This window comes from Cupriavidus sp. L7L (genome assembly GCF_004353535.1).
Lineage (GTDB): Bacteria > Pseudomonadota > Gammaproteobacteria > Burkholderiales > Burkholderiaceae > Cupriavidus > Cupriavidus oxalaticus_A.
Window position 1 is genome coordinate 1 of the sequence record NZ_SMNY01000184.1, and the last position, 937, is coordinate 937.

At 60.6% G+C, this 937-nt stretch carries 1 protein-coding gene; it reads right to left on the minus strand.

Features of this window, described 5'->3' with window-relative positions; translation table 11 throughout:
* Complete coding sequence (locus tag E1J61_RS36995) at window positions 1-777, minus strand: HNH endonuclease (protein ID WP_133098673.1); 777 nt, start codon at window positions 775-777, stop codon at window positions 1-3.
* Between the last annotated feature and the right edge of the window lie 160 nt (window positions 778-937).

Consider the following 937-nt stretch of genomic DNA (forward strand, 5'->3'; position numbering starts at 1 on the left):
CTACCGGTTGCCGACTGCACGGTCATAGATACGCTGCCAGGTGTTTGTGGGGAGCGATTTGTACAACTCGTCTACCCAGCGACCGATGTATTCGACAAAGCGAGAAGGTCGATAGAGCAAGCCGAGGCCGGCGAACGCGCTCTCCCGTTTTTCCATCTCGTGGTCCTTCAGTTCGAGCATTGCGTTCGCAAAGTCGGATGGATTAGCGCTGCCCCATACCTTGACGACCAGTTCCCCGCGACTGGCGAGGTGTTGGAGAAGCGCTGACGCTTCCCGTTTTTCTTCCTCAGTGCCGATCTCCAGAACCACGGCAATCGTTCGCTGCAGGTGATTCAGCTCGGCCTGCGGTAAGCCTGCCATCTCGATCATCAACCCATGCCGCTTTGATCCCACCTGGCCGATATGCTGCGTGCCATGGCAAAGCGGATCCGCGACGATCAGGTTCTCGCCGCGGTTGTCTGCGTGGTTGTCGTTCTTGTGATGGATCTCGGTGTGCTTCGAGCGGAAGCCGCAGAAGACGCACTGGTAGTTGCCCTTCTGTAATCGGGATTCCCGCTTTGTGCGGTACTCCGCATCAGCGGCTTCCATGGCGTCGTCATGCTTGCGCCAGAGCTGGCGCTTGACGGAGAACACAAGCGGCACATAGCGCCGCACGGCAAAGTTCGAGCCGAGCGTCTCGGAAGGAGGTGGCATCCCCTCGGTCGCCGCCTCCCATGTGACGCCTGCCGGAGCGTTGTCTGCCAGGCCGTCACCCATGTTTGCGGTGTTCTCCGTCATCCCCGCGACTCCCTTCTTAGAGGCCGCCCGGCATCCGGTTCATCTGGCCGGAACTGCCACCGACCGACTCGGCAAGAGAGTCCGCCAGGTAGCCAAGCATCATGAGGGCCACGCCGCCGAGCCCGTTACCGTAGATGCTGGCGGTCTTGATGCTCTGGTC